We start from the raw sequence: 21,448 nt of genomic DNA, 5'->3' as shown, positions 1-21,448 counted from the left end.
TACAATCTGTTAAGACGTTGTCATTTTGACGCATGGGTTGAAAAATTTCCGCACGCAAAAAGGCTCTTCGCCACGAAGCGGCAAAGTTGGCAAGTCACTGAAAAATTAAAGAAAACTAAAGTGCGAACGCTCAGAAGATCGTCCGGACGCATCACAGTCCTAAAGACAACAAACATCAGGGCACGGAGCGGATTGCTTCGTGCCTGATGCTTGTCACCGTCAGGAAATGGAAATTAGGCGGCCAGCTTCTTGAGAGCGGCGGCCAGACGCGACACCTTACGGGCGCCGGTATTCTTGTGCACCACGCCCTTCGACACGGCGCGCATCAGTTCGGATTGCGCTTCGATGAACGCCGTCTTGGCAACGGCAGCATCGCCAGCCGCCAGGGCTTCTTCGAACTTGCGCACATAGGTACGGACGCGCGAACGGCGCGCCTTGTTGACTTCGGTACGGCGGGCGATCTTGCGGATCGCTTTCTTGGCGCCGGGATTATTTGCCATTCATCACCTCAGGGGACGATAAGTTAAGGGAGCCGCGGCGCCAGCCTTCTAAAGGGGGCCGCGACACGAATTTCAAGGGGGCGGGATATAACCGAAGGGCGCAGGCAGGTCAACGCTTTCGGGGCAAGAATCATCCACAGAACGACTCTTTTTTCGCCCTATACGATCTGGTTAACCTTTCTGGCACGCCGGGCAATAAAAAGTCGAGCGCCCAGAATGGGTTTTGCGGGCAATAGTGCCAGCGCAACCCGGTCTCAGGCAGGGCTCATCCTCGCGATCATAGACGCGGAAACGGTGCTGAAAATAGCCCAGTTCACCCGATGCCGAGGTGAAATCGCTGATCGACGAGCCGCCTGCCGCTACGGCCTCTTCCAGCACCTCCCGCACGGCGTGGGTAAGCAAGGCGGCCTTGGCGTGGCTCAGCCTGTTACCCGGCAGGTCGGGCGACAGGCCGGCCCGCCACAGGGCCTCACACACATAGATGTTGCCGAGCCCCGAAATCAACGTCTGATCCATCAGGAGGCTCTTGAGTGGCGTCCGGCGGACGCTGAACAGAGCGTGCAAGGCATCCGTATTCAGGGCGTCGGACAGGGGTTCGAGGCCCAGCCCCTTGTACCAGCGCTGCGTATAGAGATCGTCGGGGCGCAGCAACAGCATGAAGCCGAAGCGGCGCGGGTCGTAGAAGTCGATCAGGCGCGTCACACCCTCCTTAGTCGCCAACACCTGGACGTGCAGATGTCGGGGATCAGGCCGTACGGCGTGGTAATAGTCGCCATCAAGCCTGAGGCTATGCCCATTCATGTCTGTAACCTGAAACCGCCCGGTCATCCCGAGGTGGGTGACCCACACGGCTTGCGTATCGAGGTGGAAAAGCAGGTATTTGGCGCGACGCTCCAGTCGCAGGATTTCTGCCCCTTCCAGCTGCTCAGCAAATCGTTCCGGGAAGGCATAGCGCAGATTGGGCCGATGCAGACGCAGCCCGCTTAGCTGGGCGTGCTCTAGCGCAGGTATCAGACCGCGTCGGACGGTTTCGACTTCAGGCAGTTCGGGCATAGGGATGACGCTCACAAGACAGACGGCGGAGCGTTTATATAGGGCGGTGGTTTAATCCCGAAAAGCGCGAAGGTTGCTCAGGCGCTGGCGCGCGCCGCAAAGACGGCCCCGGAAATGCGCGTTTGAACAAAAAATTGCCCCGGGTTTTGGTGGCCGGAGCCCTGACAGACCTTAAGCGGCGCAGATGACCGAGCGGCGCTCACGCACACGCGGATCGTCACTTAGGTCGGCGTGCCAGAGCGCCGGGCTAAGTGCGATCGGGTCTTCGATGGCAAAGGCGTGCCAGGCGAGGTCCGGACGAGGGCGATCTGAGGCGGCGATGACGGCGCGCAGTTCGGCTGCCGTCGTAACGCCAACGATCACGGAAGACACGCCCTTGAGGTTCAGGGCGTAGCTGAGAGCGGCATGCAGGGGGTCAGTCGCGGTTTCCAGCAGGTGGCGACGGATGCGCGACAATTGCGGGCCCAGCGGTTGCAGATTGGCAGGCAGGGCTTCGCGGGGCGTGAACAACAAGCCCTGAAGGAAGACCGAACGCACCTGCACTTCAATGCCCATGTCCGCCAGCGCTTCCAGAGCCCCTTCGCGCACCAGCCGCTGATCAAGGATCGAGGTCGGTACCTGAATGAGGTCGGGCTTGAACCGTTTGGCCAGGGCTACGGGAGCGTCTTCATAGCGCGCCGAAATGCCGATGCGCGAAAAGAGGCCTTCGGCCTTCAGCTTTTCCATACGCGCCCAAAGCGCATCGCCTTGAGGACCCATCAGGTCGGACGCATCGTCGATCATGCCGACGCCAACGCGGGCCAGGCCCATATGTTCGACCGAACGCTTCAGGCGCGATTCTACCCAGTCGAGGCCTCTTTCAGCGCGCACGCTGCGGATTTGAGGTTTGAACGGCGAGGGAAAGGGCCAGCAACGACCTAGGATGCGCTCCACATCACCCTCGTAAGGGGCGACGTCGATGGCCTTCAGGCCGCATTGGGCGGCATATTGCAGGATCTGGCGGACCTCGTCTTCGGACACGCGGCCGCGCAGGTTCGAGATGCCGTAGTCGCATCCGAATTGCGCTGATCCGAGGCCGAGAGCCGCTGTCATTGTTTCTTACCCAAACCTTAATGATTCCAAAAGGCTATGGCCTTTGATATTGGGGATTCTGCGGTCAAAGGTTAAACAACATCTGAACATCCGCGGGGTTTAATGACAAATTTGCGGGAAAAAGCGGTCTTTCACCGCTGAAAGCAACGTCTCGAAAACAAAAGGGTTAACGGTATTTGAAAACCGTTAACCCCTTGGACGTTTCATGCCGCTGTTTCCAGACGTCTGACGTTTATGGATTGCGCTTTTGAGCATCCTTTTGGGCGTCCTCAAACACTTCGTCGAGTGTTTGAGCGGTGTCCGTCTTCGCCGGTTGGGCGGGTTCGATGGTCACCGTCGGGGCCTCGGCGCTGGTGGCTGTACCGAGCAAGTCATCGACGGCTGTGGTCGCTCCCGTATCGAGCGTACCCATCCCGGTGGGAATGGTCGAAACCTTGATACGCGTCAGGGCGCGCGACATGTATTCGCGCCAGATCGCCGCCGGTGTCCCGCCACCCGTCACCTTGGCCATTTGCGAATTGTTATCGCGACCGACCCAGACGGCAGTGGTGAAGCCGCCGGTATAGCCGACGAACCAGGCGTCGCGGTAGTCGGAGGTCGTGCCCGTCTTACCGGCGATATCGAACTGCGAGAGGCGGACACCCGACCCCGTGCCTGAGCGCACAACTTCGCGCATCATCTGGTTCATATAGCCGAGCGCGGTGCTATTGATCACCTGAGCGCGGCTCTCACTGGCGGTGTGCTGATAGAGGACCTTACCCTTGGTGGTGCGAATGCGCACAATGCCGTAGGGGGTCACCTTATACCCGCCATTGGAGAAGGGCACATAGGCGCGCGCCATTTCCAGAGGCGTCACATCGGCGGTACCAAGTGCCATGGCCGGATCGGTATTGACTTTGGACGTGATGCCCAGACGATGCGCTGTCGCAGAGACGTTAGAGCGTCCCACCTGATCCGCTACACGGGCAGCCACCGTGTTAATCGACTGCGCCACCGCTGTGGTAAGACTGATCTCACCGAGATACTTGTTGGTGTAGTTGGCAGGCGTCCAGCCGTCGATGGTCACCGGCTCATCTATCACAGGCGTATCGGGGTAGAACTGACCGCTCTCCACGGCTGTCAGATAGACAAAGGGCTTGAAGGCCGAACCCGCCTGACGCTTGGCGTCGATGGCGCGGTTGAACTGGCTCTCAGAATAGGAAACACCGCCGATGAGCGCGCGTACCCGGCCTTCGCCGTCGATGGAGACCAGGGCCGCCTGCTCCACCTTCTTTTTCGCGTCACGTTCCATCATCGCCTTTACGGCGCGTTCGGCGTCGGTCTGAATCGGCAGGTCGAGCGTCGTCTCAACGATAATGTCGTCCTTGAGCTGGCTGAGGTCGATCATCTGGCCGATCTCAGACTGCAGCCAATCGACGTAGTATTGCGCGTGTTCTGTGGCGAGTGTGCGCGACACCTTGATGCCGGTCTTGAACACGTCGGCGCGTTGTTCCGGCGTGATGACCTTAGCCTCTACCATTTCGTTCAGCACAATCTCGGTGCGGCGGATAGCACGGTCCTTGTCCGACAAAGGTGAATAGCGAGAGGGGCCCTTCATCATACCAGCGAGCATGGCCGCTTCACCAATGCTCAGGTCCTTGGCCGGTTTGTTGAAATAGCGCTGAGCGGCCGCCTCGATGCCGGTCGCGCCGCCGCCGAACCACACGCGGTTGAGGTAGAGGGCCAGAATTTGCTTCTTTGTGAACTTCATCTCCAGCCAGACCGACAGGATCAGTTCCTGCACCTTGCGCTTCACATTCTGGTCGTTGGAGAGGAAGAGGTTACGCGCCAGCTGCTGCGTAATGGTCGAGCCACCGGCGAGGTTAGCGCCTTCCTTACGCGTCGCGTTGCGCATCAGGGCGCGGCCCACGCCAATGGGGTCAAAGCCGAAGTGGTGATAGAAGCGGCGGTCTTCGATCGCGATGAAAGCGGCCGGGACATAGTCCGGCAATTCGTCAATATCGACCGGGGGCGCAAACTGGGAGCCGCGCACAGCCACCAGCGCGCCTGAGCGATCCAGGTAGGTGATCGAGGGCGCTCGGTCGGTCTTGTACAAAGACGAGGTGTCGGGCAGGTCCAGCGAAAAGAACGCGATAAAGCCGACGGCGAAAATCACCGCCCAAACGGCGAATACCATTAACCAGTACAGGATAGCCTTCACGGGCGGACGCTTCATATTAAAGGCGAGAGCCATACATTATCCCCACGACACCGAGATTGCCCAGCCGGGCAAACGGCGTTTCGCTTATGCTTCATGCAAAGATTTCGTTAAGGATATATCAAAGCCTGCGGCGCGCGTCCCTTATATTTGCGCATCCGACGCCTGATTTCTCCGTGCCGCGCCTGTAGCGGCACACGTCATCCTGTCATGGTCGTCCCCGTGTCACAGATGACCGGCAATTCGGGCAAAATTATGGGCGATAAAAAATCACCTCTGGCTCTTGTATCCTGTCACGCGAAGCAGCTTATAGGAGAGGGGCGCATTACAGATAAACGGACCTCGCCCGATGCTTCTCGATCATCCTCATGACCCCGTACCGGAGGCCGGTTACGGCCTCTCGGGCCCCGGTCTGGAACGGGTGCGCGCGGCGCGCGAGACGCTGAAACGTGTTTTTCATTACGATGATTTTCGGGGTCAGCAGGCCCGGGTGATTGCGGCCATCCTCAATGGCGAGGACGTGCTGGCTATCTTGCCGACCGGCGGCGGCAAGAGCCTGTGTTACCAGATTCCCTCTCTGATGCGGCCGGGCTTTGGGCTGGTCATCTCACCGCTGATCGCGCTGATGGCCGATCAGGTGCAGGCGTTGATCAAAAAGGGTGTGCGTGCTGAGCGCCTCGATTCCAGTTTGTCTATGGATGCGCGTTATCAGCTGTGGGACCGGGCGCGAGACGGCGAAATCGACCTTCTTTATCTTTCCCCTGAGGCCCTGACACAGGGCTTTGTGCTTGATAAGCTCTCGCGTCTGCCGGTCAATCTGATTGCCATTGACGAAGCGCACTGTGTATCGCAATGGGGGCACGACTTTCGCCCGGAATATCGGGCACTGGGTAAGCTTAAGGCCCTGTTCGGTAACGTCCCGACACTGGCCCTGACCGCTACGGCGGACCCGCACACCCGCGCGGATATCAAAAAAGCGCTGCATATCGAGAATGCCGCGGAGGTCATTGACAGCTTCGACCGCCCGAACCTGTCTTTGCGCCTGATGCGTCGCGCCGGCAGCGCGCAGAAGGTGATCCTCGACATGTTGCGGCGGCAAAAAAATGCGTCGGGCATCATCTATGCCGGGTCGCGCGACGGGGCCGAAAAACTTGCGCGCCAATTGTCCGCGGAAGGCTTTAAGGCTGACGCCTACCATGCCGGTTTACCGGCAAAGGTACGTGACGAGCGGTTGCACGATTTCCTGTCGGATCGTACCAAGATCATGGTGGCCACTATTGCCTTCGGGATGGGCATCAACAAGCCCGATGTACGCTTTGTCATCCATGCGGATCCCCCTTCGTCGCTGGAAGCCTACTGGCAGGAGGTCGGACGCGCCGGGCGCGACACCAAACCGGCCTTTGGCGTCTGTCTCTTTAGTTCGACCGATCTGGGCTGGTCACTGCGGCGGTTGTCGATGCGTGAGACTGAGACGGGTGCAGACCTGTCTGTTCAAAAGCAAAAGGCGTTGGATTTCTTTCGCTTTGTCCATAGTCCGGACTGCCGCCGCAAAGGGGTGCGCCGCTATTTTGGCGAAGCGCCGGGTGAGAATTGCGGCACCTGCGACAACTGTCTGTCGCGCGCGCCGGTGGTCGATGCTACAGAAGCCGCGCAAATGCTGATGTCGGCGCTTTACCGTTTCAACAGTCCGCGTGGCCGCAAGAAGCTGATCGAACACGTGCTGGGGCAAAACGCGCAGGACTATGGGTCGCGCTTGTCCACCTTCGGTTGCGCCAAAGGACACTATAAGGCGGAATTCCTCACCGATGTGCTCGACCTGTGTGAGGCCGAGGGACTGATTGTTGAGGAACTTTACGATGGTAAGATGCCCATAGTGGCGCTGGAGCGCGAACGTTTTGCAGCCCTTATTCGCGGGGAATTGCATCTGGAATTAAGGACGTAACTTTTTGTCCGGTGCCTTTGTCGCCGCCCTCGTCTGCGAAGGGTTAAGCTAAAGGGCGGGCGGCATCAGGTTACATTTGTTGACCACCTCTTCGGTGACATAACTTGACCCGGCGGCGGGGTAGGGTCATTACCGCCGCTATTCCCGCTTTTTTGTGTGTGTCATGTCCGCTCCTGAAGCTGCGCCGCCGGCGCTGAAAAATCCGTTTCTGGTGATCTTTACGCTGGGCGCGCTCTCGACCATCAGCCCGTTCGCTATCGACATGTATCTGCCCGCCTTTGGCCAGATCGCCGCCGATTTTAAAACCAGTTCCGCCGCCGTAGGTCTGTCGCTTTCGAGTTATTTTGCGGGCATGGCGCTGGGGCCTCTGATCTATGGCCCGTTGCTGGACCGCTACGGTCGCAAACCGCCGCTCTATGCCGGACTGGCCCTGTTTGTTCTGACCTCTGTCGGGTGTGTGTTTGCGCCCAATATCGACGTGCTGATCTGGCTCAGGCTGTTTCAGGCACTGGGCGGTTGCGCCGCCTCGGTAGCGGCTATGTCGCTGGTGCGTGATCTTTTTCCCCCCAAGGATACGGCAAAGATCATATCTTTGATCATACTGACCATCGGCGTATCGCCATTGCTGGCGCCGACGCTCGGCGGGCTGGTCACCACCTGGCTTGACTGGCACTGGGTGTTTGCCTTTCTGGCCGCGATTGTAGGCCTGACCCTCATACTCGTGATAACGGTACTGCCCGACGGCAAGCCAGCTGATCCGAGCGTATCGCTTAAGCCCCTGCCGATCCTGAAGACCTTTCTGGGCCTTTACCGCAACCCCGCCTTTGTGACCTATCTGTTTGCGGGTGGATTTTCTTTCGGGTGTCTGTTCATCTATGTCTCAGCCTCACCCGTCATCTTCATGGAGATTTTCCACATCAAGCCGGAGATTTACGGACTGATCTTCGCAGGCCTAAGCGTCGGTTTTATCGGGTCCAGCCAGCTCAACGTCTTCGTCAACCGCCGCTACAGCTCAAAACAGATTCTGCGCGTGGGCCTGAGTGTGCAGTGCGTGTTTGTGCTGGCTTTTTTGCTGGCGGCGGCAAATGGCTGGCTCAATGTCTGGGGCACGGTGATCATGCTGTTTCTTATCCTGTCCTGCCTCGGTTTTATCGGTCCTAATTCGTCGGCTACAGCTATAGGCAGTCTGACGCGCGACATCGGCTCCGGCTCGGCCCTCATGAGTTTTACCCAGATCGGGCTGGCTACCATCGTCTCGGCAGTGGTGTCCGCGCTTCAGGCGCAGACCCTGACCCCGATTGTGGTGGTCATGACGATGAGCGTAGTGATTGGACGCGTCGTTCTGTTTGTCGGTGAACGGTTAGGATCGCACAGCCATGACTGACGCTGCGAGCGGACGTTACGCCCTTTGGGCCATCATCGGCGTCATTGGTGGCATGTTGTCGTTTCAGTTCGGTGCCGGCATTGCCAAGTCGCTGTTCAGCAGCGTCGGGCCGCTGGGCGCTACGGCCCTTCGTCAGACGCTGGCGGCCCTTTTCCTGATGGCGCTCTTTCGCCCGTGGCGTAATTTGCCAGAGCGCTCGGCGTGGAAGTGGCTCATTCTGTTTGGGCTCAATCTCGGCCTGATGAACCTGTGCTTCTATCTGTCGTTTCAGCGCATCCCGCTGGGCGTTGCGGTTGCCATCGAATTTATGGGGCCGCTCGGCGTGGCGGTGTGGAACTCCCGCCGGGCGCTCGATTTCGTCTGGGTGGCCTGCGCCGCTTTTGGTTTGTGGTTGCTGCTTCCTCATGCGGGGGGCGGGGCCCTTGATCCCATCGGCGTGGCCCTGGCAGTGGCCGCGGGCGCGGGCTGGGCCAGCTATATCCTGTTGGGGCAAGGGGTCGCGCAGCGCGTACCCGAAGGTCAGGCCGTCAGCTTTGGCGTGGCTTTTTCCTGTCTCGTCACCCTGCCGCTGGCCTTGATCACCATAGGCGCGCCACTGTTTAAGCCACAGATACTCCTGACCGGCCTGATGGTGGCGCTGTTATCGGGGGCTGTCCCCTACACGCTTGAAATGTTCGCACTGAAACGCATCCCGACGCGTACCTTCAGCATCCTGATGAGTCTGGAACCGGCGCTCGCGGCTCTGACCGGCCTGATACTTCTGCATGAGGCCTTAAGCCCGCAGCAATGGCTGGCCATAGCACTGGTGGTACTGGCGTCCGCCGGTTCGGCGTTGACGGCGCGACGCGCCCATATGGCGCCGCAGTAGATATCAGAGATTGTCACCCAGGAAGTCGATGGTGCGTTCCCACGCCAGATCGGCGGCATCTTCATTATAGACTTCCGGGCGGGTCTTGTTGAAGAAGGCGTGATCGGCGTCGTAGCTATAAAGCTCCGGATGGCGACCGGCGGCGCGCATGTCACTTTCGATCTTGGCCACCACTTCCGGCGTGACCCAGTCGTCCTTTTTGCCGAAGTGACCCTGAAACGGTATGGCGATATCGCCTGGGTTGGCAAATTCACGCGGTGGGACACCATAGAAGCAGACCGCCGCCGAAAACCCGCTCAGACGCGCCGCCGAGGCAATGGTCAGGCCCCCACCCATGCAGAAGCCCATCACCGCCACCTTGTCATTGATCGCCTTGAGGTTCGCCAGAGCCGCGGCAATATCCTCATGCACGGCGCCGGGGAAGTCGAGGCCGTTCATCATGTGGCTGGCCTCATCGGCGTCCTTCGTTACGCGGCCATGGTAGAGGTCTGGTGCCAGGGCATTGAAGCCTTCGGCATCGAAGCGATCGACGATGGTCTTGATATGATCGTTGAGGCCCCACCATTCCTGCAATACGATGACACTGGCGCGTGCGGGATCGACCTCCGAGCGGTAGGCCGAAATCTTGCCACCATCGGGGCGGGTGAGTTCAATCATCTGGCCCATGCGGTAATCCTCGGATATGTTTTTACTTTTTGGCGGTGCGGTAGCCCTACCATAAATTCATTCGGACGGCCATGTAAAGCCATCTGCGTTGCCCTATTTCCCATGGGTGCACGTATAATGTTGCGTTGCAACCGTTTGGCAGCGCGTTATCAGGATCGGGAGAGTGAACATGCAATACAGGCAACTGGGCCGTTCGGGCCTGAAAGTGCCGGTCATGAGCTTCGGCACGGGCACGTTCGGTGGAAAGGGCGACATGTTCTCCAAATGGGGCACGACCGATGTCGCCGAAGCGCGCAACCTGATCGACCTATGCCTCGATCACGGGGTCAACTTCTTCGATACAGCCGATGTCTATTCGCGGGGTGCGTCAGAGGAAATCCTCGGTGAAGCGCTCAAAGGCCGTCGTAACGATGTCCTGATCTCGACAAAGGCCACCTTTACCATGGGCGATGGCCCTAACGACAAAGGGTCCTCGCGCTACCACCTGCTGCGTGCTGTCGAAGCCAGCCTGAAACGTCTGGGCACCGACCATATCGACGTCTATTTCATGCACGGCTTCGATGCCCTCACACCGGTTGAGGAGGTGCTTTCGACCCTGGATGCGCTCGTGACCTCGGGCAAGGTGCGCTACATCGGGGCATCGAACTTTTCTGGCTGGCACCTGATGAAGTCGCTGGCGGCCTCTGAGCGGCTGGGCCTCAGCCGCTATGTCGCCTATCAGGGCTATTATTCACTGATTGGGCGTGAATACGAGTGGGAACTCATGCCACTCATGCTCGATCAGGGCGTAGGAACGATGGTGTGGTCGCCGCTGGGGTGGGGGCGTTTGACGGGCAAGATTCGCCGCGATCAGCCGGCCAGCGAAGGGCGCATTGCCCAGGGCGGCGACACGGGTGGTCCGCCGGTTGACAATGAGCACCTTTACAGTGTGGTCGACGTGCTGGGTGAAATTGCGCGTGAGGTGGACAAGACCATCCCACAGGTGGCGCTCAACTGGCTTTTGCAGCGCCCGGGCGTCGCCAACATCGTCATTGGGGCGCGTAATGCCGATCAGCTTAAGGCCAACCTGGGGGCGGTCGGCTGGGATCTCACTGTCGATCAGGTCGCGCGTCTCGATGCCGTGAGCCGGCGTCAGCCGATCTATCCTTACTGGCACCAGATGGGCTTTGACCGTAACCCTAAGCCCACGCGGTGGTAGGGGTGATAAGGCGGTATATCCCGATGCTGATCGGGCTGTCACTCACAGCCCCAGCCCTGGCGGAAGAGGCGCAAGTCATCGTGCGCGGCCGCTTCAAGCCGTTTCGCGGCGATGCCGCGTTCTCAACCGTCACTGCAGGCAAGCCGGCCATAGATGCGGCCAGCAGCCTCGACGAGGCTCTGAAGTCAGGCGCACAGGCCTCCCTGTTCCGCCGGCAATCGAGCCTGAGTGCCAATCCGACCATTCAGGGGGTTTCCCTTCGCGCGATCGCCCCTTCGGGAGCCGGACGGGCGCTGGTGACGCTTGATGGTGTGCCGCAAAATGATCCGTTTGGCGGCTGGGTTGTCTGGGCGAGTTTGCCCGTCGATGCCATAGACCGGGCTCGCGTCGTGCGCGGCGCGGGTGGAGGGGCCTATGGGGCTGGGGCGCTGACCGGTGTTGTCGATCTGGACCTTGCGCCCCCGCAAACCGGGGTGTCGGGCGGTGTGGATTGGGGCGATAGCGGAAGCTCAGGCGCGCAGATTAATGCCGGCATTGGAGATCTAAGCCTTCACTATAGTCGCGCCCGCCGATATGGCGATGCCGCCGTTCGCGCACCGCAGCGCGGAGCCGCTGATGAAGGCGTCTTCGGTGACGATGAAGCGATGCTGGCCACATGGCGCGGTGAGGTATCGCGCCACGACCTGACCCTCATAGCCGGTAGCTACGACAGTCGCCGCGATACCGGCCTTTCGGGGGCCACGGCACGTGCCAGCGGTCATCAGTACGCCCTAAGCCTGACGCGCCCCACCGAAGCGACGGGCCAGGGCTACCGGCTCCAGCTTTGGTATCGCGACAGCCATCTCTCCAACCGCTCTGTGTCGGTCGTCAGTGGACGTGTGGGCACAAGTGTGGCCAATGACCAGTATGCCACGCCCGCCAAGGGCTATGGCGTCAATGCCGCCTGGCGTCGTGAAAGCAACAGCGGTGAATGGGAGGCCGGAATAGACGCGCGGCGTAGCTTGGGTGAGACGCGCGAACGCTTTCGTTACGTCAATGGTATGGCCACGCGCTTGCGTGAGACCGGTGGTCGTACGGATCTCGTCGGCTTTTATGCGCAAGGAACGCGGCGCTTCGGTCAAACCAGCCTGACCGGGGCGGTGCGTGCGGATACCTGGCAGGCGACACGCGGTTTTCGTCGCGAGACCGACGTGAGCACGGGCGCGCCTTTACTGGATCTGCGCCCTTCGAACGCGGAAGAAACGGTAGTATCGGCGCGTCTGGGTCTGGCACGGCAAGCGGGTGCACAGCAATGGCGCATCGCGCTCTACAACGGCTTTCGACCGCCGTCACTTAACGAACTTTATCGCCCTTTTCGTGTCGGCAATGACGTCACTGAGGCCAACAACGCCCTGAAACCTGAAAAGCTTAACGGCATCGAGGCCGGGTGGCGGTATGGGTCGTCAGGACTGAGCCTTGATGTGGGTTGGTTTTATAATCACCTTCTGGATCCGATCAGCAATATCACCACAGGTTTCGGGCCGGGCACCTTCCCGACAGCGGGCTTCATTCCGGCGGGCGGGGTATTGCGTCAGCGTCAAAACGCAGGGGAGGTGCGCGCGACGGGCCTTGAACTGTCTGGGCGGTGGGCGGCGTCCGAGCGGCTGACCCTGACGGTGTCAGGCACCATTACTGATGCCGAAATGCGCGGTGCAGATGTGGCCTTAAAGGGCAAGCGTCCGGCTCAGGCACCGTCTTATCTGTTGTCGGTGGGTGGCGATTATCAGCTGGGCCGGACGCGATTAAGTGCCGACTGGCTGTTTATCGGGGAGAGCTTTGAAGACGATCTCAATCGCCAGCGGCTGGCTCCGGCTTCCAGACTGCGTCTGTTGGCCGAAAGACCCGTGAGCGAGAATCTCAGCCTGCGCGTAATCGTCGATAATGCGCTGGACGCGGATATAGCTATCCAGCGTACCGCCGACGGAATAATGAGCTACGATAACCGGCGCGCGGTCATGGTGTCTCTGCGCTGGGCTAAATGATGAGGTCCTGGCTTTCAGACGAGCGTTTGAGCCAGGCGGCTGCGTAGCCGCAGACGGGATGCACCTTAAAACCACGGGAGCGGGCGTGGACCGTGATGCCCTTCATCAGGTCGCTTGCGGCTCCTGTGCCGCGCAGTTCGGGCGGGGCAAAGACGTAATCGATGTTCAGAACCTGTCCATCGAGATGATAGTCGGCATAGGCTGTGTGGCCATCGCGGGTAAGCTCAAAGCGGCTTTGGGTGGAATTGTCGGTGACGTGCGTCATGACGTTTTCTCCTTATCTTTCCTCTCGACACATGGGATGTCGCGCCGGGTAAACCAAGCCCCCCCGAACGCTAACGCCGAAGCAAATCGAAGCTTGCAAAGAGATAAGGGGGGGGCGTCCCAGGTTAAGGGCGTAACAGGACGCCGGCTTTTGCGCCGCACGTAAAACGCGGTGGGTTTTTTTAACGGGCAAAGCGTGGCCTGTCCGGCGCTGGATCTTGGGCATTCAGACTGAGGACGAGGGCCCCCCAGTTAAGGACGCTACGTGCCAGGGGCAAAAAAAAGCAGGCGTAAATTCGCAAGCGCGAGAGGCTGCGTCTTGACATCTTCTGTCAGGCTGTGCGACGCGGGATATATAGTTAACAGGAGGTCTCCATGCATATGTCGTGGGCGATAGCGATCCCGGCAGGCCTTCTTATTTGCGGGTGCGCATCGGAGACTGAGGGCAACGACGGCAAAAAAGCGAGCGCAGAGCCTGCGAGCGCCTCTAGCCAGGCCATTACAGCCAGTGACACAACATCCGTTGCCGCGGTTGTACCGGCTGAGCCGGCGACGGCAACGGCGTCCGTTGTGGCCGCAGTCCCAAGCAAACCGGCTACGGCCACGCCAGCCCCCATTGACGTTTCACGCTGCATTGAAGCGCGAAAGACCGAATGGGAGACGATCAGCGTTTACTGCACAGTATCCAGAGAATGGCGTAGCGATAAACTGATCGATCTGACGGCGCGCGTTTCTGAAGCTGTCGGGCGCACTATTCAGAGTAAAAAGGTTGATACCGGCACGGCGAAATTCATCCACGTTACGGTGGTTCCGCCTGTGGGAAAGGCTGGGTCTGAAGTTGCGAACACAGATCCGCTGCGCGTCAGCTATTTTGTCTACGATCTGAAATCCGCCAATTATGACAAACTCGGTCCTGTCGGTGTGCTGGACCTGGCCATTGATGTTCAAACCCATCCCAAGAGCCTGACGGCTTCAAAAGACTGGTGCAAGGCACGCCGAAAGCTCGCGCCGAACTTTTGTGCGAAGGCAGACGTGGTTTCAAGCGCTTCCCTTGACGGCGCCCAGCCGGCTAAGCGGCCCGTAAAAGCCTCTTAGCCCAATAGGTGTGCGGTCGTCTGGTGTGATGTTTTTAGGGCATTCCTTTAAGATCGGCCCCCGGTGCATTTATGCCGTCCTGGCGCGACGTCCGGAAGGCCCTCAAATCGGCGAAGCTGATCAGACCATTATGAGGTTCGACCGGGGCGATTGATCATGCCTGACGCCGTGGGGTCCCATCTTGACGACTTCATTAGAACCAGGCCGGGGGAGCGTGCGAAGGACAGAGGTTTTGAATCCGTGTGAAGCGGCTTACTTGCGGCGGTACGCGATTGCGGCCGGCTCGCGTCCGGGCACACCATCATTAATAAGAGCTCCCGAAAGAGAGCGTTTTTAATGATGGTCTGGAGTTTGCATCCAAACCCATCGCTATTGAATCCGATGGGCAGGGCTGCGTGCTCGCGCCGTTCAAGCGCCAAGTAGCCGTCTTGCCAACACTGACTGCATTTCGCGACGACCATCAGCAATGAGGTAGATGATCACCTGGCTGCCCGTGATACGGTAAATCAAGCGGTACGGTTTGAAAAAGGTCTGGCGGTATTCTTTGATGCCTAGGCCGACCAATTCCTGCGGATAGCTTCCGCGTTCCGGGAACCTAGCCAGGGTCTCTACGACGCGCATCAACTCATCCAACACATAGTTGGCATTGGCGACGCAGTCGAAATTGGAGATGTAGTCGTGGATGGCCTCTAAGTCTTGTTCCGCACCCTCGGTAAGCAGGACTTCGAACTTGTCTGACGTGCCAGCCATTAAACTGCGGCTTGCTTGGCGCGCAGCCGGGCAACAACGTCGGCCACGGGTTTGACCTTGCCAGCCGCCATGTCCTGGTTGCCTAACGCGAGGATTTTCAGCATTGCCAGTGTTTCTTGCGTCTCTTCGAACGAGGCGACATCCTGCAGGACAGCCTTCGCTTCACCGTTTTGGGTGATGACCATAGGTTCCCGCTGCTCCGCGAGGTGCGTGAGAACCTCAGCAGCGTTGGCTTTGAGATAGCTGATCGGTTTGACTTGTGATGAGTATCGCATTATCCGCCCCTGATTGCCTGGGACCAAATATAGTCTTTAAATAGTCTTCTGGCAAGATTTCTGAATCGCGTTCGCTGTCAGCCCTAGCGCATCTTGGATGGCCTGCCGGGTTATTTGCACCTCTATCCGCCACAACCGCATCCCGACTTGCCAGGTGACTTGCGCGTTGTCCGCGCCAGTAGGTCCTTGAATATTTTTTCTTCTAAGCGAACTTCGCCCGCGCCTTCGGGAATCGGTCCAAATCAAATTGCACGCCGGGGAGAAAGCGCTGCGGCGTTTCGCTGAAGACAGGAGGCCCGCGTTCTTTGGCTTGGGTGATTAAGTGGGGCCACTCGCCCCTTCATCTGCCGCGCCCGTTCCTCGACCGACGGCCTGGGCGCAACCCTGGCCCTTAACCCTGCATGAAAACAGGGGTGCGCGCGTCTACAGCCATCGGTCAAACGGAGAATAAGGAGGTTTGGGGCGCACAATCCAAGGGGGACCGCCCGTGTCGGCAGTAAGCGGAACATAGCAACGCCGCTCATATCCGCGCCAATACTAGCATCTGTGGCAGAAACAGAAAAAGCCAGCGCAAGGCTGGCTTCTTTGAAATGGTGGAGCTAAGCGGAGTCGAACCGCTGACCTCTTGAATGCCATTCAAGCGCTCTACCAACTGAGCTATAGCCCCATCTCATTTCGATGGTCTGGGCTGCGTTGCCGCCGCCGAGGTCGCGACTTCTAGGGCAAGGCATTTTGACTTGCAAGCGCTTTTTCAAAGTTTTTTTGATTTTTTCACAGGTCCATTAGGGCCGGTGGAGGGGGGCAGAAAAAAAGCCGCGAAGCTTGAGCTTCGCGGCTGTTGACGGCCTAACCTAACGGTTAGATTTCGTCATCATTTCCTTCGCCGGGCAAACCGTCGATGTCTTCGTCGAACGTATCGTCCTCATCGTCTTCAAGGAACGGTACATCGTCGGCATCATCGTCAACGAGGTCTGCGTCTTCGATATCCATGTCTACCGCATCGGGCGCAACGCGCGCCGGGTCGGCCGGATCAAGTTCATCGTCTTCATCAGCCAGGAGCGAGTCGTCGGCGACAACCTCATCGATTTCCGGCGTAACGATTTCCGGTTCTTCGTCTTCATCCTCTTCGCCGGGGGTCTTGCCCTTGACCTGATCTTCGGCCTCATCGTCCATTTCATACTCATCCGGTGCAACCGGACGGACGCGGGTGCGACGGGTGCGCAGCGCTTCTTCAGGGTCGAACTCAAAAGCGCATTTGGGGCAATGGGCCGGGCGTTTGTTCAGGTCGTAGAACTTCGCCGTGCAATTCGGACAAATCTGTTTGGTGCCTAGGGCGGGATCAGCCACGGAGCGTCCTCATAAAGTGGAAAACTATAAAGCTTTGGCCTCCCTTGCCACCAGATCGCTCGGCTGTCAAAACGGATTTTCGGCATTTTGCCCCTTTTTACGACCGTCCTTGCCCGGTTGTGTGCCGCAGGCAAGCCTGTAAAAGGGGTTGCGACCTCTCTCAGGCCTATCTAAAAGCGGCGATTATGACGTATGCCCTCATTATCGCCTTCGATGGTCCCGCAGCTTCCGGTAAGGGGACGCTGGCGTCGGTTATTGCGCAAGATTATGACCTGCCGATGCTGGACACCGGCCTGATCTATCGCGCCGTTGGGTTTTTGCGGGCACAGCGGGGTCTGACGCTCGAAGACGTTGAGCAACTGGTTGAGATCGCGCGGACGCTGGATACACAAACGCTTGACAATCCCGAGCTGCGTGGCCGCGAGGCCGGGGAATGGGCCTCACAGGTGGCCGCTCTTCCCGAAGTGCGTGAGGCCCTGAAGCGGTTTCAGATCGATTTTGCCCATCAACCGGGCGGCGCTGTCCTTGACGGGCGTGATATCGGCACAGTGATTGCGCCCGATGCGCCAGTCAAAATTTTTGTCACTGCCCGCGCCGAGGTGCGTGCCCACCGCCGCTGGCTGCAACTGGTAAAGAGTAATCCGGATCTGGCTTATGAAGATGTGCTGGCCGATATCCGCCTGCGTGATGAGCGCGACTCGTCACGCTCGTCGGCACCGCTGTCCATGGCTGATGATGCCGTCTTGCTTGATACGACCGATTTAGGTATAGAGGCGGCCATCGAACATGCGCGACGCATCGTGAGGGACCGCCGCGGCTCTTTTTAAAAGGGCCAATCTCATCGGCGCTCTTTTATCAGGCAGGATCACGAACGGCGCTCCGCGGAAACCCAATCTGGGCGTCCGGCATGTGACATTCCCTTAAAAAAGCCGCTGTCCGTGTGGCCGAAGCCGTGCGCTTCGCCGTTCCTGTCCGCTTACGCCGTCTTCGAAACGGCCACGCCTCAGCGCCAACCCAAACTGAGATTACATGAGCGATTATAATCCGTCGCGTGACGATTTTGCGGCCCTTCTGGACGAATCCCTGCACGGCCGTGACATGCTCGAAGGTCAGGTCGTACACGGTCTGGTCGTCGGCCTGGAAAAGGACTTCGTTATCGTCGATGTCGGTCTGAAGACCGAAGGCCGCGTTTCGCTGAAGGAATTCGGCTCGGACGCCGCCAACATCAAGACTGGCGACACCGTCGAAGTCTATCTGGAACGCGTCGAAAACGCCATGGGCGAAGCGGTCATCAGCCGTGAGAAGGCCCGTCGCGAAGAAGCCTGGACCCGTCTCGAAGCCATCTTCAACCGTGGCGAGCCGGTCATGGGGACCATCGTCGGCCGCGTCAAGGGCGGCTTCACCGTTGATATGGACGGCGCTTCGGGCTTCCTGCCTGGCTCGCAAGTCGATATCCGTCCGGTGCGTGACATCGCCCCGCTGATGGGCAAGGAACAGCCCTTCGCCATCCTGAAGATGGACCGTCCGCGCGGCAATATCGTTGTGTCGCGTCGCGCCATCCTCGAAGAAGCTCGTGCCGAGCAGCGCACTGAGCTCGTCGGTCAGTTGGCCGAAGGTGAAATCCGTGACGGTGTGGTCAAGAACATCACCGACTACGGTGCGTTCGTTGACCTCGGCGGCATCGACGGCCTGCTGCACGTTACCGACATGTCGTGGAAGCGCGTTTCGCATCCGTCGCAGGTCCTCAATGTTGGCGACAGCGTGCGCGTCCAGATCATCAAGATCAATCCGGACACGCAGCGCATTTCGCTCGGCATGAAGCAACTGCAATCTGATCCCTGGGACGGTGTCGAAGCCAAGTACCCTGTCGGTGGCAAGTTCACCGGTCGTATCACCAACATCACTGACTACGGCGCGTTCGTCGAGCTGGAGTCGGGCGTTGAGGGTCTGGTGCACGTTTCGGAAATGTCGTGGACCAAGAAGAACGTCCATCCGGGCAAGATCGTTTCGACCTCTCAGGAAGTCGATGTGGTCGTGCTGGAAGTCGATGCCGGCAAGCGCCGCGTGTCGCTGGGCCTCAAGCAGGCTCAGAACAATCCGTGGGATGACTTCCTGTCCAAGCACCCGATTGGCTCGGTGATCGAAGGCGAAGTGAAGAACGCGACCGAATTCGGTCTGTTCGTCGGCTTTGAAAACGACATCGACGGCATGGTCCACCTCTCCGACCTCGACTGGAACGTCGCGGGCGAAGAAGCGATTGCCAAGTACAAGAAGGGCGACATCGTCAAGACTAAGGTTCTGGACGTTGACGTCGAAAAGGAACGCATCTCGCTGGGTATCAAGCAGCTTGGCGGCGATCCGATGTCGGGCGACACCTTCCGCAAGGGCCAGACCGTGACCGTGACCGTCACCGAAGTCACTTCGGGCGGTATCGAAGTCAAGTTTGGCGAAGACGATGCGCAGGTTTCGGCCTTCATCCGTAAGTCGGACCTGTCGCGCGACCGCAACGAGCAGCGCGTCGAGCGCTTCGCCGTGGGTGACCGCGTCGATGCCCAGATCACCAATGTCGATAAGGCCGCCCGCAAGGTGTCCGTCTCGATCAAGGCTCTGGAAATGGCCGACGAAAAGCAGGCCATCGAGCAGTACGGCTCTCAGGACTCCGGCGCTTCGCTGGGCGACATCCTGGGTGCGGCTCTGCGCGGTTCGACCAAAGAGTAAGCCTTTTAGACGCAAGCGTCTTTAATGCTGCCCCTGCATTCAGCTTCGCAAGAACTGAAATGCGGGGGCTTTTTTTGTGCGCCGCAGCGTTCAACATGTGCAGACTCGTGCTGATGTCGGCATTTTCCGTATACATTTCGCTTCAGCGGCTATTAATTTTTGAAACAACCCCTTGAAGCGGCTTTCGTTTTCGATCATGCTCGCAAGATGATGTGCTGGCGGGTGTCCGGCTGCGTTGCAACGTGGTCATAAGATTCAAAACCGCGGATCAATGGACGCCTACATATTTCGAACCTATGTTCGGGGGATAAGATGTTAAAATCGGAACTGATCGAGCGTTTGGCGTCCGAGTATCCGCATATGACGCAAAAAGACGTCGAACGGATCGTCAATCTGATTCTGGAATCCATGATAGAGACGCTCGAAAAGGGTGGTCGGGTCGAGCTTCGGGGCTTCGGGGCCTTTTCCGTGCGCTCACGTCCGGCGCGTGTGGGGCGCAATCCGCGCACCGGTGAAGCCGTATCGGTTCCCGCCAAACACGTGCCCTTCTTCAAAAGCGGCAAGGAACTGCGCGAACGCCTGAACCTGTCGGGCGACGACAACGAATAAAACAAACCTATAAACAGAGGGGGTGCCCGTGAGCATTGTTTCAGAATTTAAAACCTTCCTGATGCGCGGCAACGTCATCGATCTGGCTGTCGGTGTCGTCATTGGCGGCGCGTTCGGCAAGATCGTGTCATCGCTCGTTGACAATATCATCATGCCGCCGATCGGGTTACTGACGGGTGGCGTGGATTTTTCCGACCTCAAACTGGTCTTGAAAGCCGCCGTCGCCGACACGCCCGAAGTGGCGATCAGCTACGGCATCTTTATTAACACGCTGATTCAGTTCGTGATTATCGGTGCGGCCATCTTCATGGTGGTCAAGGCGATCAACCGCCTCTTCCCGCCGCCGGCTGCGCCCGCAGCCGATCCGGGGCCTTCGGAGAAGGACCTGCTTGCCGGTATCCTTGAAGAGCTGAAGAAGAAATAGATGAAAAGGCGCGGCGGTTTCCGCGCCTTTTCTTTTACCCGAACAGCGTCGCCAGACCGATCAGTTCCAGGTCGCGCGCCCGGACGAAAAAGACCGGTATGTCCTGCATATAGCCGCGCAAGCGCCCCTTGTCATTGAAACGCGCCTCAAAGGCGGACCAGTCGATCAGGTCGCTGATCAGTTCCACATACTCGCCCGCCAGATAGATGCCACCGCGCGCCCCCAGCATTAGAGCCGTGTCGGAGGCCATAGCGGCCAGAAAACCCTGACTGAGGCTGACGGCTTCAAGCGCACGTGCATCATCGGTATGGGCCAAGGCGACCACTTCGGAAGCATTCACGCGGCGGTTATCGCCCGCATCGACCTGCCCTAAAATTTCATAGATTTCTGCCAGACCCTGCATACTGACGACGCGCTCGCGCGAGACGTGGCCGTATTTGCGCTCCAGATGCTCAAAAACCTGCGCTTCACGCGGCGTTGTCACTGCCAGATCGGCATGACCGCCCTCGCAGGGCAGCACGGTCGGATGCCCCAGATCATCCATAATTATGCCGGCCAGCCCAAGTCCGCGTCCGGCCCCGACCAGTGCGCGGGCCTGCCCGTCCTCGCCTTCGCCGCCGCAGACCTTGACGAGCTCGGAGGTGAACAGACGATCCACCGCCATGGCCTTACATACACAGTCATTGACAACGTGCAGGCGCTGAATGTTCAGAAGGTCGCGCAGATGCTGACGGTCGATGCGGTAGCCATGGTTGGGCATGGAAAACCCGCCATCCACTTCCCAGCCGCACGCTGAAACCGCGGCCGCCATCAGTTCGGGCTGGTTGTTGGCTTCGAGAAAATCGATTATGGAAGCGTTAAATTCTTCGATCGACTTGCATGGATAAAGGGTTGCCTCTGTCGGGCGCGCCCCTGGCGTTACAAGTGCCAGCTTCATGTGAGCGCTATTGGAGAGATCGCTCAAAAGAACGGCGGTCATATACTATCCCCTGTACGGTGCACCGTTTGTCCGGCGCGCTTTTTGTGAGTCGAGAATTAGCGCGCT

General features: G+C 59.0%; 20 protein-coding genes and 1 tRNA gene. 10 read left to right on the top strand and 11 right to left on the bottom strand.

Annotation, left to right across the window (positions count from 1 at the left end):
- Positions 1-233: 233 nt before the first annotated feature.
- The 4 genes from rpsT to ASTEX_RS11745 all read right to left on the bottom strand — a co-directional run bounded on the left by rpsT (position 234) and on the right by ASTEX_RS11745 (position 4,878).
- Positions 234-500, bottom strand: a complete 267-nt coding sequence (gene rpsT / locus ASTEX_RS11760) for a 30S ribosomal protein S20 (protein ID WP_013479861.1) — start codon at positions 498-500, stop codon at positions 234-236.
- A gap of 171 nt (positions 501-671) precedes the next feature.
- Positions 672-1,553, bottom strand: a complete 882-nt coding sequence (mutM, locus tag ASTEX_RS11755; protein ID WP_013479860.1) for a bifunctional DNA-formamidopyrimidine glycosylase/DNA-(apurinic or apyrimidinic site) lyase — start codon at positions 1,551-1,553, stop codon at positions 672-674.
- A 171-nt stretch (positions 1,554-1,724) separates the two neighbouring features.
- Positions 1,725-2,645 (bottom strand): aldo/keto reductase, encoded by a 921-nt coding sequence (locus ASTEX_RS11750; protein WP_013479859.1) that lies wholly within the window; start codon positions 2,643-2,645, stop codon positions 1,725-1,727.
- 232 nt (positions 2,646-2,877) lie between these two features.
- A complete protein-coding gene (locus ASTEX_RS11745; protein WP_013479858.1) occupies positions 2,878-4,878 on the bottom strand; it encodes a transglycosylase domain-containing protein in 2,001 nt (666 codons plus the stop codon).
- Positions 4,879-5,191: 313 nt separating this feature from the next.
- Here ASTEX_RS11745 and ASTEX_RS11740 point away from each other — a divergent pair, with 313 nt between their 5' ends.
- The 3 genes from ASTEX_RS11740 to ASTEX_RS11730 all read left to right on the top strand — a co-directional run bounded on the left by ASTEX_RS11740 (position 5,192) and on the right by ASTEX_RS11730 (position 9,036).
- Positions 5,192-6,784: a RecQ family ATP-dependent DNA helicase gene (locus tag ASTEX_RS11740; protein WP_013479857.1), complete on the top strand. Its 1,593-nt coding sequence runs from the start codon at positions 5,192-5,194 to the stop codon at positions 6,782-6,784.
- A 163-nt stretch (positions 6,785-6,947) separates the two neighbouring features.
- On the top strand, positions 6,948-8,168 hold the full coding sequence (locus ASTEX_RS11735; protein WP_013479856.1) for a multidrug effflux MFS transporter: 1,221 nt from the start codon (positions 6,948-6,950) through the stop codon (positions 8,166-8,168).
- Entirely contained in the window at positions 8,161-9,036 is an 876-nt protein-coding gene (locus ASTEX_RS11730; protein WP_013479855.1) for an EamA family transporter, read from the top strand. The genes ASTEX_RS11735 and ASTEX_RS11730 overlap by 8 nt, the downstream gene beginning before the upstream one ends.
- 3 nt (positions 9,037-9,039) lie before the next feature.
- Here the strand turns inward: ASTEX_RS11730 and ASTEX_RS11725 are convergent, their stop codons facing one another.
- Positions 9,040-9,702, bottom strand: coding sequence for a dienelactone hydrolase family protein (locus tag ASTEX_RS11725; RefSeq protein WP_013479854.1), 663 nt, complete (start codon positions 9,700-9,702; stop codon positions 9,040-9,042).
- Positions 9,703-9,871: 169 nt separating this feature from the next.
- On the opposite strand from ASTEX_RS11725, the gene ASTEX_RS11720 reads away from it, so the two are divergent.
- Positions 9,872-10,900, top strand: a complete 1,029-nt coding sequence (locus tag ASTEX_RS11720; protein ID WP_013479853.1) for an aldo/keto reductase — start codon at positions 9,872-9,874, stop codon at positions 10,898-10,900.
- Positions 10,901-10,923: 23 nt separating this feature from the next.
- On the top strand, positions 10,924-12,921 hold the full coding sequence (locus tag ASTEX_RS11715) for a TonB-dependent receptor (RefSeq protein WP_013479852.1): 1,998 nt from the start codon (positions 10,924-10,926) through the stop codon (positions 12,919-12,921).
- Here ASTEX_RS11715 and ASTEX_RS11710 read toward each other — a convergent pair.
- The gene (locus ASTEX_RS11710) at positions 12,914-13,186 is read right to left on the bottom strand and encodes a GNAT family N-acetyltransferase (RefSeq protein ID WP_013479851.1); all 273 of its coding nucleotides are present in this window, start codon (positions 13,184-13,186) and stop codon (positions 12,914-12,916) included. The genes ASTEX_RS11715 and ASTEX_RS11710 overlap by 8 nt on opposite strands.
- Before the next feature lie 374 nt (positions 13,187-13,560).
- Between ASTEX_RS11710 and ASTEX_RS11705 the strand changes: the two genes are divergently transcribed.
- Complete coding sequence (locus ASTEX_RS11705) at positions 13,561-14,280, top strand: hypothetical protein (protein WP_013479850.1); 720 nt, start codon at positions 13,561-13,563, stop codon at positions 14,278-14,280.
- 408 nt (positions 14,281-14,688) lie between these two features.
- Here ASTEX_RS11705 and ASTEX_RS11700 read toward each other — a convergent pair whose 3' ends face one another.
- The 4 genes from ASTEX_RS11700 to ASTEX_RS11685 form a co-directional block, all read right to left on the bottom strand.
- The gene (locus ASTEX_RS11700) at positions 14,689-15,030 is read right to left on the bottom strand and encodes a type II toxin-antitoxin system RelE/ParE family toxin (protein WP_013479849.1); all 342 of its coding nucleotides are present in this window, start codon (positions 15,028-15,030) and stop codon (positions 14,689-14,691) included.
- Positions 15,030-15,305 carry a type II toxin-antitoxin system Phd/YefM family antitoxin gene (locus ASTEX_RS11695; RefSeq protein ID WP_013479848.1) on the bottom strand — a complete coding sequence of 92 codons (276 nt, stop codon included), beginning with the start codon at positions 15,303-15,305 and terminating at the stop codon, positions 15,030-15,032. Before ASTEX_RS11695 ends, ASTEX_RS11700 begins: the two co-directional genes overlap by 1 nt.
- Before the next feature lie 591 nt (positions 15,306-15,896).
- Positions 15,897-15,972 (bottom strand) — tRNA-Ala (locus ASTEX_RS11690).
- A gap of 191 nt (positions 15,973-16,163) precedes the next feature.
- Positions 16,164-16,652 (bottom strand): TIGR02300 family protein, encoded by a 489-nt coding sequence (locus tag ASTEX_RS11685; protein ID WP_013479847.1) that lies wholly within the window; start codon positions 16,650-16,652, stop codon positions 16,164-16,166.
- A 185-nt stretch (positions 16,653-16,837) separates the two neighbouring features.
- Here ASTEX_RS11685 and cmk point away from each other — a divergent pair, with 185 nt between their 5' ends.
- From cmk to mscL, 4 genes are all read left to right on the top strand, one after another.
- Positions 16,838-17,479 carry a (d)CMP kinase gene (cmk, locus tag ASTEX_RS11680; RefSeq protein ID WP_013479846.1) on the top strand — a complete coding sequence of 214 codons (642 nt, stop codon included), beginning with the start codon at positions 16,838-16,840 and terminating at the stop codon, positions 17,477-17,479.
- Between the two features lie 202 nt (positions 17,480-17,681).
- Positions 17,682-19,370, top strand: coding sequence for a 30S ribosomal protein S1 (gene rpsA, locus ASTEX_RS11675; RefSeq protein ID WP_013479845.1), 1,689 nt, complete (start codon positions 17,682-17,684; stop codon positions 19,368-19,370).
- Positions 19,371-19,682: 312 nt separating this feature from the next.
- The gene (locus ASTEX_RS11670; protein ID WP_013479844.1) at positions 19,683-19,979 is read left to right on the top strand and encodes an integration host factor subunit beta; all 297 of its coding nucleotides are present in this window, start codon (positions 19,683-19,685) and stop codon (positions 19,977-19,979) included.
- Between the two features lie 28 nt (positions 19,980-20,007).
- Positions 20,008-20,403 carry a large-conductance mechanosensitive channel protein MscL gene (gene mscL / locus ASTEX_RS11665; RefSeq protein WP_013479843.1) on the top strand — a complete coding sequence of 132 codons (396 nt, stop codon included), beginning with the start codon at positions 20,008-20,010 and terminating at the stop codon, positions 20,401-20,403.
- Between the two features lie 34 nt (positions 20,404-20,437).
- Here mscL and ASTEX_RS11660 read toward each other — a convergent pair whose 3' ends face one another.
- On the bottom strand, positions 20,438-21,382 hold the full coding sequence (locus tag ASTEX_RS11660) for a glucokinase (RefSeq protein ID WP_013479842.1): 945 nt from the start codon (positions 21,380-21,382) through the stop codon (positions 20,438-20,440).
- Positions 21,383-21,448 lie beyond the last annotated feature (66 nt).

Source organism: Asticcacaulis excentricus CB 48, assembly GCF_000175215.2.
Classification (GTDB): domain Bacteria; phylum Pseudomonadota; class Alphaproteobacteria; order Caulobacterales; family Caulobacteraceae; genus Asticcacaulis; species Asticcacaulis excentricus.
This window is presented reverse-complemented; position numbering and strand designations above follow the sequence as displayed.